This window comes from Alicyclobacillus mali NBRC 102425, assembly GCF_001570745.1.
In the GTDB taxonomy this organism is placed as follows: Bacteria; Bacillota; Bacilli; order Alicyclobacillales; family Alicyclobacillaceae; genus Alicyclobacillus; species Alicyclobacillus mali.
On the sequence record NZ_BCSG01000025.1, the window covers coordinates 21,086 to 28,985 of the forward strand.

The 7,900-nt window shown below is 65.3% G+C and carries 9 protein-coding genes; 5 read left to right on the forward strand and 4 right to left on the reverse strand.

The annotated features are described in order from the left end of the window. Window positions 1–105: 105 nt before the first annotated feature. Genes AMA01_RS09645 through AMA01_RS09655 form a run of 3 tightly spaced genes read left to right on the forward strand, consistent with a single transcriptional unit; the run spans window position 106 to window position 3,258 of the window. Complete coding sequence (locus AMA01_RS09645; protein ID WP_067850409.1) at window positions 106–1,113, forward strand: zinc-dependent alcohol dehydrogenase; 1,008 nt, start codon at window positions 106–108, stop codon at window positions 1,111–1,113. Continuing rightward, window positions 1,110–1,925, forward strand: coding sequence for a sugar phosphate isomerase/epimerase family protein (locus AMA01_RS09650; RefSeq protein ID WP_067850411.1), 816 nt, complete (start codon window positions 1,110–1,112; stop codon window positions 1,923–1,925). The genes AMA01_RS09645 and AMA01_RS09650 overlap by 4 nt, the downstream gene beginning before the upstream one ends. 25 nt (window positions 1,926–1,950) lie before the next feature. Beyond that, window positions 1,951–3,258: an MFS transporter gene (locus AMA01_RS09655; RefSeq protein ID WP_067850413.1), complete on the forward strand. Its 1,308-nt coding sequence runs from the start codon at window positions 1,951–1,953 to the stop codon at window positions 3,256–3,258. Between the two features lie 39 nt (window positions 3,259–3,297). Here the strand turns inward: AMA01_RS09655 and AMA01_RS09660 are convergent, their stop codons facing one another. The 3 genes from AMA01_RS09660 to AMA01_RS09670 form a co-directional block, all read right to left on the reverse strand. Then, window positions 3,298–3,942, reverse strand: a complete 645-nt coding sequence (locus tag AMA01_RS09660) for an MBL fold metallo-hydrolase (RefSeq protein ID WP_067850415.1) — start codon at window positions 3,940–3,942, stop codon at window positions 3,298–3,300. A 128-nt stretch (window positions 3,943–4,070) separates the two neighbouring features. Further along, entirely contained in the window at window positions 4,071–4,943 is an 873-nt protein-coding gene (locus AMA01_RS09665; RefSeq protein ID WP_067850417.1) for a LysR substrate-binding domain-containing protein, read from the reverse strand. Between the two features lie 204 nt (window positions 4,944–5,147). Then, a complete protein-coding gene (locus AMA01_RS09670) occupies window positions 5,148–6,233 on the reverse strand; it encodes a glycosyltransferase family 2 protein (RefSeq protein ID WP_307188453.1) in 1,086 nt (361 codons plus the stop codon). A gap of 129 nt (window positions 6,234–6,362) precedes the next feature. Here AMA01_RS09670 and AMA01_RS09675 point away from each other — a divergent pair, with 129 nt between their 5' ends. Both AMA01_RS09675 and AMA01_RS09680 read left to right on the forward strand, forming a co-directional pair. After that, window positions 6,363–6,668: a hypothetical protein gene (locus AMA01_RS09675; RefSeq protein ID WP_230088089.1), complete on the forward strand. Its 306-nt coding sequence runs from the start codon at window positions 6,363–6,365 to the stop codon at window positions 6,666–6,668. Beyond that, window positions 6,653–7,330: a hypothetical protein gene (locus AMA01_RS09680; RefSeq protein ID WP_067850423.1), complete on the forward strand. Its 678-nt coding sequence runs from the start codon at window positions 6,653–6,655 to the stop codon at window positions 7,328–7,330. Before AMA01_RS09675 ends, AMA01_RS09680 begins: the two co-directional genes overlap by 16 nt. 29 nt (window positions 7,331–7,359) lie before the next feature. Here AMA01_RS09680 and AMA01_RS09685 read toward each other — a convergent pair. Continuing rightward, on the reverse strand, window positions 7,360–7,900 hold a 541-nt coding region (locus tag AMA01_RS09685; RefSeq protein WP_305765081.1), incomplete at its 5' end, for an exosporium glycoprotein BclB-related protein.

Below are 7,900 nucleotides of genomic sequence, written 5' to 3' on the forward strand. Positions count from 1 at the left end.
TGCATCACCCGTGCGCAAGAATGGTATTGGCGCCATTGCGCCTGCGGATGGTACATTCAAATCAACCCGGCCGGGGAAGTGCGAGCGAGATCGAGGTGAACACGCATGCGACAACTGGTGATGGAAGCGCCTTCGCGCTTGCACCTGTGCGAAGCTGAAGCGGCGGGATCGCCGGGAGCCGGTCAGGTGCGGCTTCACACCATCATGGGCGGCATCTGCGGCTCGGATACCAAGGTGTATCACGGCCACCTGCGTCACGCTACGTATCCCGTCCGCCCTGGACATGAACTCGTGGCCCGCGTCGTCGAAGTGGGGGCAGGCGTGGATCTTGCGCCGGGCGATCGCGTCGTGATCATCCCCAACACGTATTGCGGCGAATGCTCGCCTTGTCGCCGCGGGCAGACGAACGTGTGCGAGCGCAAGGCGTCCATTGGCATCAACGCGCCGGGGGGATTCGCCGAGGACTGGGTGACGGAGGCCAAGTACGCGGTGTCGGTGCCAGACGTGGTAAGCGACGTGCAGGCCGCGATGGTGGAACCGTTCGCCGTGGCGTGGCACGCTGTCCACCGGGCACGGGTTCACGCGGGCGATGAGGTGCTTATCCTGGGCAGCGGCACGGAGGGCGCGCTCTGCGCCATGCTCGCGCGGTCGCTCGGCGCCCGAGTGACAGCGGCGGACGTGCGTGAGGATCGCTTGGCGTTCGTTCGAGGGATTGTGCCCGGGGTGCGGACGTCGCTCGTCTCGGAGCTTGCGCCCGATAGCTACGCGGTGGTCATTGAGGCCGCGGGTGCGCCGGACGCCATCGCCACGGCCGTGGGGTGCGTGCAACCAGGGGGTTGCATCGTCGCGCTGGGTCTGGCGGAGGAGGCGCGTCTCCCAATGCAAGTGTTTGTCCGCAAGGAGGCGTCGCTCCTCGGGTCCATCATCTACGTCCGACAGGACTTCGTGGACGCGCTCGCGCGAATGAACGGCGATCCCGACCTGCGCCACGCCTTCGACAAGCTGTGTGCGGGCGTGTGGCCGCTCGAGGCATACGCCGAGGCGTACCATCACGCGCTTTCCGGCAAGCCGGGCAAGGCGCTCATCGCCTTCGAAGGAGGCGCATCGCGATGAAGTGGAGCGTGTGCACCACCGGGATGAAGGATAGGTCCCTCGACGACATCCTGCAGCTCGTCCGCGGCTGGCGGAGGTCCGGCGTCCCCGTGGACGGCCTGGAGATCTGGGTGGGCCATCTCGAGCCCTACGCCGCGCGCGGCCCGTCGGCGCTCGAGGAACTCGCCTCCCAGCTCGCCGATGAAGGACTCGCGGTGCCGGTCATCAGCGGCTACACCTATTTCTCCCGCAGCCCGCGCGATCGCGACGCCGACGTGCGCGACATTCGCCGCTATGCTGAAATGGCCTCCGCGCTTGGCGGGTCCGCGATTCGAACCTTCTTCGGGCACCTCGCCTCGCGCCAGGCGAGCCCGGAGTTGTGGGACGAGTCGCTCGCCGCGCTGGTCGAAGCGCGGGTCATCGCGCGGGGCATGGGCGCCGACCTTCTCGTGGAGACCCATTACCAGACGTTCGCCGATTCCCTCGCCAGCCTTCGCAGCCTGCTCGACTCCGTTCCGGGGAGAGATCTCGGCCTCATCTTCGATGCTGCCAACTTTAACCCGGACCACCTCGACCCGCTCGACGTGCTTCGGGAGGTGTACCCAACCGTTCGGCACGTGCATTGCAAGAACTATCATTGGAATCATCAGGCTTGGTATCAGAGCGTTCCTGTCTCCGCATTCGATCCCTCGGGAGATGTGGACAACGACCGCGTCTTGCGCGAACTCGCCGCGCGCGGATATCGGGGATTTGTGTCGCTCGAGTACTTTGGGGGGCGGGGGTTTCCGGCGCTTCTGCAATCGCTCGAAGAGGCGAGATGGCGTTCTGCTTAATCCGTGAGACAGAGGAGGAGATGGCGTGAAACACCGGCGTTGGTGGATCGGCGTGCTGATCGCCGTGGGCGTGATCGTCAACTACTTGGACCGGTCGGCCACTTCGATGGCCACGAAGCCGATTGAGGGTACGTTTCACCTGACGGCCGGCCAGATGGGCATCGTGCTCTCGGCCTTCAGCTGGTCGTACGCGCTGTTGCAAATTCCGGTGGGTGCCTTGCTCGACAAAATCGGCGTCAAGTGGGTCATTCGCCTGGGGATGGTCTTGTGGTCCATCGCGTGCTTCGTGACGGCGGTGGCCACGGGGCAAGGTCTGCTCCTGCTCGGTCGCGTGCTGCTTGGCATCGGCGAGGCGCCGTATTTCCCGGCGGCCGTGAAGTCCGTGGGGTACTGGTTCCCCGTCGCGGAGCGCGCGCGGGCGGTTTCCCTGTACGACTCGGAATCCAAGCTCGCGAGCGCGATTGGCGCGCCGCTTCTGGCGTTCGCCATCACGGAGTGGAGCTGGCGCGGTGGCTTCATCGCCACCGGCATTCTGAGCGTCGTGTATGTGTTCATCTACTGGGCGATGTACCGCGATCCGCGCGAAGACAAGCGGTTGTCGCGGGAAGAGCTCGAGTTCATCGAGGAAGGCGGATCGCAGGAGGAAGGCCAGGCGGAAGGCGGGCTGTGGCGCAATCTGGGCCATCTGTTGCGCTACCGCAAGGTGTGGGGCGTGTTCATCGGATTCGCGGCGTACGCCTACTCGTTCTGGCTCTTTTTGTCCTGGCTTCCGGGCTATCTGGAGGACCAGATGCACATGTCGGTGCTGAAGACAGGTTGGTTCGCGGCCATTCCTTGGCTCGTCGGGTTCGCGTCCGAGTTGTTTGTCGCGGGCTTTCTCATCGACTGGCTCGTGAAGCGCGGCAGGAATCCGCTTCGGGTGCGCAAAAGCGTGCTCGTGGTGTGCTTGCTCCTCGGGCTCACCGTCATCGGCGCAGCGTACACGCGTTCGCCGGGTTGGGCCGTGTTCTTCATCTCCATCGCGCTCGGCGCCTTGGTCTGCACCTCGTCCATCGCGATGAGCATTCCGACGTTCATCGCGCCCAGGGGCACGGTGGGCGTCCTCACGGGGTTTCTCACGTTCGGCAACAATGCAATGGGCATTCTTGCTCCGATTGTAACCGGTTTCATTGTGCAGGCGACGGGATCGTTCATGGATGCGTTCCTGTGCGCGGCCGTGATCCTCTTGATTGGCGTGCTGAGCTACGCGTTCCTGTTGACCGATCTCGACCCCATCCCGTCCCCGAATGCCCAGCTGGGCGCGTCTTCGGCGGCCAAAGTGCCCATTCAATGACAGGGGCGAGGCGGAGCATGCGCTCCGCCTCGATGCTTCTCAACCCTGCATGACCTCCAGCAGGAATCGGTTGTGTCTTCGTTCGTGTCCCATGCGCGTCGCGGGCCCGTGGCCCGGGTAGATCTCCAGCTCATCCGGCCATTGGAGGATGCGCTTCAGCGACGCCTGCATGGCCCCCGGATCCGATCCCTCCAGATCCACGCGCCCGATGGTGCCTGCGAACAACGTGTCCCCGGAAAAGACGACGCGCTTGCCGACGAAACAAACGCTCCCCGGCGAATGCCCCGGCGTGTGCCACACAGTGAACGTCTCGTCGCCGAGCGTGAGCTCATCGCCGTCCTGCAGCCACGCGTCCGGCTGGCGCAAATCCGGCGCATCGTCCGCGAGGTACGCGCGGTACCAGTGCGGGGCGCGGTTCCATGTGACGAGATCGTCCCGGTGGAGATATGACGGCACGCCGTACCGCTGGCGCAGATGATCGACGCCGATGACGTGATCAAAGTGGCCGTGCGTGTTCCAGTTGGCGACGAGCTTGAGGCCCACCTCGTCGATGAATGAAAACACGGGATCCAGGGCGAGATCGCCCGGATCAATGACGACAGCGTTTGCGCCGCGCTCCCACGACTCGGCAAGCACGTAGCAGTTGGACTGGATGGGCGAGATGACGAAGCGGCGAATTTCCACGTGAAGTCCCCTTCCCGTCGTTGAAACGTCCATCCCCAGTGTAACAGGTCGCCGGGCTTGGATGGAAACGCGGGGAGACGCGCCTGCGCTGGATTCTCCGCGGGCTGAAACGAATGCCTTTCGGGCCATCACGGCGCGCACATGCGCCTGACGAAGGTGATGAACGCGCGGGCGACAGGTGAGAGCGTCGCGTGGCTGTGCCACGCCATGTGGACGGACCGCTTGCAAGCCTCGCGCAGCCGGAGGATGTGGACCGGTAACTGGGCGAGCTGGGCGTGGCGCGGCACCACGGCGACGCCGACGCCCGCGGCCACGAGCCCCGCCACGGTGAGATCCTCGACGCCTTCCATCGCCACGCGCGGCGCGAATCCTGCCTCGGAGCAATAGCGCTCAATCACGTGGCGGATACCGCTTTCGCGCGCGTAGGCCACGAACGGCTCGTCGGCGAGATCGGACAGGTGACACTGGTCCTTCGCCGCGAGCGGGTGATCCGGGGGGACGATGGCCACGAGTTCCTCCTGCAGAATTTCGATGAGCGTGAGGTGCGGCGCGTGCTGCGGGGTGCAGAACGCGATGTCGATCTCGCCAGCATCCAGCTGCTGCAAGAGCTTCTGGGTTGGCGCTTCGGACAGCCGGACGGTCACACCGGGGTGCGTGCGCGTGAACGTGCGAATGACGTCGGGGAGGAAGCGCGTCCCGAGCGAGTAGATGAGGCCGACGTGGAGCACGCCCCGGGCCTGGCCCGTGAGCTCGGCGACCTTGCGAACGCCCGCGGCCACCTCGGCGAGTGCCTGGCGAGCGTGAGGCAGAAACGCCTCGCCGCACGGCGTGAGGCGCACGCCCTGCGCCGTGCGGACGAAGAGCGGCGCGCCGAGATCGCCCTCGAGCTTCTGGATGGCGCGCGACAGCGCGGGTTGCGAGACGCGGATGGCGTCCGCGGCGCGGCGAAAGCTCTGGTGCTCCGCGACCGCCAAAAAGTACTTGAGCTGGACAAGTTCCATGCGCATCCTCCCGATCCGCCGAATTTCCCCGATGCGTTTGCTACCATGACACCTGAGCTCCGGTGCCCTGTCAACCGGGGTGTTCCGCGGAATGGACCTTGCGTGAAAGTTGCGAGAATAGGGCTTGCGCGTTCGGCCGCCATCGTCATGCAACACCTGCAGCCCGTGCAGAAGTAAGCCTTGGGCGCGCGGCGAGTATGCCCGTCACGCGCCCTCAGATGCTTGGAGCATTGCGGCGAGCTGCGTGCGGTTGTGGAGAATCATCGGATCTTCGCTGCCGAGGAACTTCGCCGCCCATTCGTTTTGCTCGTAAGCCTCCCGGATGCGACCGAGCCGCGCGAGAATCACGCATAGTTGGATATGGGGCAGCCAGGTCTCGCAGGCGCGGTTGAGAAAGCCCAGGAAGCCCGGGGGGCGGCGGCAGAGGATGGCCAGCCGATACCACGACAGCGCCGCCTCGAGATCGCCCTGTTCAAGCGCCGCGTGTCCGAGCCGGCAACACGCCTCGGAACGGGGGGCGTCGTACAGAAACGACCGCAGCACGGCCATGCGCGCCTCCTCCTGCTGACCGAGCCGGAGGTGGCAATCCGCGAGCCGATAACACGCGAAGATGGCGTCCTCCTTCCATATGTCAGGCATTTTGAGGAACGCCTCGTACTGGGGCATCGCTTCGACAATCCGGCCGTGATCGACAAGCTCGTTCGCGTAGTAGAGCGTGTCGCGCGGGCCGAGCAACTCCCCGGCGCGGATGCGCGCCTCGTAGATGCGCAGGTTGCGGTCCGCGTCGCGTCGCACTGGGCGGTGACAGACGGCCGCGTCGGCGTGGAGCACGTTGCCTCGGACCTCCAGGTATTCGTGCACCTGGCCGCGCCAGAGAAAGCCGGCTGTTCGCCGCACCAGGCGCACGAGTCGGGAACTGTACGATGGCTCGTCGCCGTAAAACGCGAGGTGATACCAGGCAGTGACGGCGTCGACGCCGGGATCGAGCGAGGCCTTCAGGGCCTTCCATGTGGATAAGTCCTCTGCGCGAATGACGTCGTCCGCGTCGAGCCAGAAAATGTAGTCGGCTGTCGCGAGGCTGAACGCGTAGTTGCGCGCCGCGCTGAAGTCGTCGCGCCACGTGAAAGGGTGCACGTGCGCGCCGAAAGATCGGGCCACTTCAGATGTGCGATCCGTCGAGCCCGTGTCGACGACGATGATCTCGTCGGCGAGATCGCCGACGGACGCGAGGCAGCGCGGAAGCGTGTCCTCCTCATTTCGGACAATCATGCAAAGGGACCAGGTGGCCATGCGCATTCCTCCCAGGTTGCACCTTTACCCTATGCGGCGGACGACCGTCGCGCGAAGGCGCGCGTCCGCCTGGCGCGCTTGGGCGATGGCCTGCATACAGGTGGAGGGAGGGAGGAATGCGCTGTGTCCATGCCCAATATTCCGGACATTCGGCCGGACATCGAGCTGACGAGGGAACAGGTGGTTCATCTCTTGCTCGCCTCTATCGCGATGGAGGAGCTGGGGCTGGCCCACATTCTGAACGCCGAGGGCGAGAAGTTGCAGAAGGCGGTGGCGGATCCGCAACTGTCGATGGAAGAACTCCTGTGTGTCAACGAGGCTGTGGAGCGAACGCTCCGTACACTCATTCGCAAGGAATTGCTGCTTCAGATGAAGCTCGACGCGGTGATGAGAATGCTGCCCTGCGAGGGTGCTCGGGAATGCTGCGAGGAATAGAGGACGTCGCGTCGCATTCAGACGCTCCATCGGCTGTTATGGTTCTGGAGCGGCTCGCTCAGTTGGAGGTGGCATCCGCGCGCCTGTTGGCCGCCGCGGTGCGCGCGAATGCCGGATCGACAGAGCTCACGGCGCTGGTGCATCATGAATCGCTGCGCTGTCTTCGCGAGCGCCTTGTGCGCTTGTGTCGACAAATGTGGAACTCCCGGCCGCGAGCGGAAGAGGACGCACGCGCGCGGCTCGCCATGTACGCGGCTCACTGGGAGGCGTTTCGCTGGGAATGCGAGGCACTCGAGCTTGCTCTCGGCCACGCGGCAGGCGGGCGGCGGGACCGCGGTTCGACGGGAGCCTGGGAATGCGTGTCTGTGCTGTGCCGCCTGTTTCAACTCGTGGATCTGCGGGTGGATGACGCAGGAATCGCGGAGTTGAGCGGCGCCTGGCGACGCGCGAAACAAGAGCTTCTTGATCGGATGGAGCAGGTGTGTGACCATCTGGGCCAGTCGGCCAGGCCCGCGGAGGAGACCCTGCAGGATCTTCGGGGGCCGGCGTCGCGCGTTTCCCGCGTCGAGCGCGATCCGGCCCACCATCTGTGGACACCTTCGGGGCGGATTGCGGGTCATAGCCTTTGGCAACGCGCGGGCAGGAGACGGCCGAATCCTTGAGAGGGAGTTCGACCGTCTCCGAGCCTTGGTCAACTGATGGCAACGCCCGCTGAGGCGTAACCTGCGACGGTCTGCACGAGGGACAGGCCGCTTGCCGTCGCGGAGAAGACGAGCAGAAGCCGCGTGCCCGCGCTGACCGGGATGGAAAGCCCCGTGGCGCTTCCGGTGGCGATTTGCCCCACGGCGATGGTGCCGGTGAGAGGTGTCAACGTGACAGACGCTCCGGCGATGGGCGAGAACGTGTTGTTTGGCGTCGTCGACTCATACAATTGCGCGGTGATGGTCACCGTCGTGCCAAGCAGATTCAGGGCGGCGGTGGCGCTGAAGTACGCGACGATGGACGTGATGGTCCCATCGCGCGGCATGGAGAACGCGAAGTTGAGCAGCGTCCCCCCGGCGCCCGTGAGATCGATCTGGCCGGAGCCAAGCAGCGTGACGCCCGTCACCGAGCTGCCGAATCCGACAAGGCTCGTGGTGCCCACCAGCCCGCCAGCCACGGTCGTCAACGCGACGGGCAGCCCGGACGCGTACGGAAGGATGGCGCTCGAACCCGCGGGCCCAGTCGGTCCG

Coding starts and splice junctions, on each gene's coding strand:
- AMA01_RS09665 (WP_067850417.1), bottom strand. CDS start 4,943: ATGGAACTTGTCCAGCTCAAGTACTTTTTGGCGGTCGCGGAGCACCAG.
- AMA01_RS09650 (WP_067850411.1), top strand. CDS start 1,110: ATGAAGTGGAGCGTGTGCACCACCGGGATGAAGGATAGGTCCCTCGAC.
- AMA01_RS09680 (WP_067850423.1), top strand. CDS start 6,653: ATGCTGCGAGGAATAGAGGACGTCGCGTCGCATTCAGACGCTCCATCG.
- AMA01_RS09670 (WP_307188453.1), bottom strand. CDS start 6,233: ATGGCCACCTGGTCCCTTTGCATGATTGTCCGAAATGAGGAGGACACG.
- AMA01_RS09645 (WP_067850409.1), top strand. CDS start 106: ATGCGACAACTGGTGATGGAAGCGCCTTCGCGCTTGCACCTGTGCGAA.
- AMA01_RS09675 (WP_230088089.1), top strand. CDS start 6,363: ATGCCCAATATTCCGGACATTCGGCCGGACATCGAGCTGACGAGGGAA.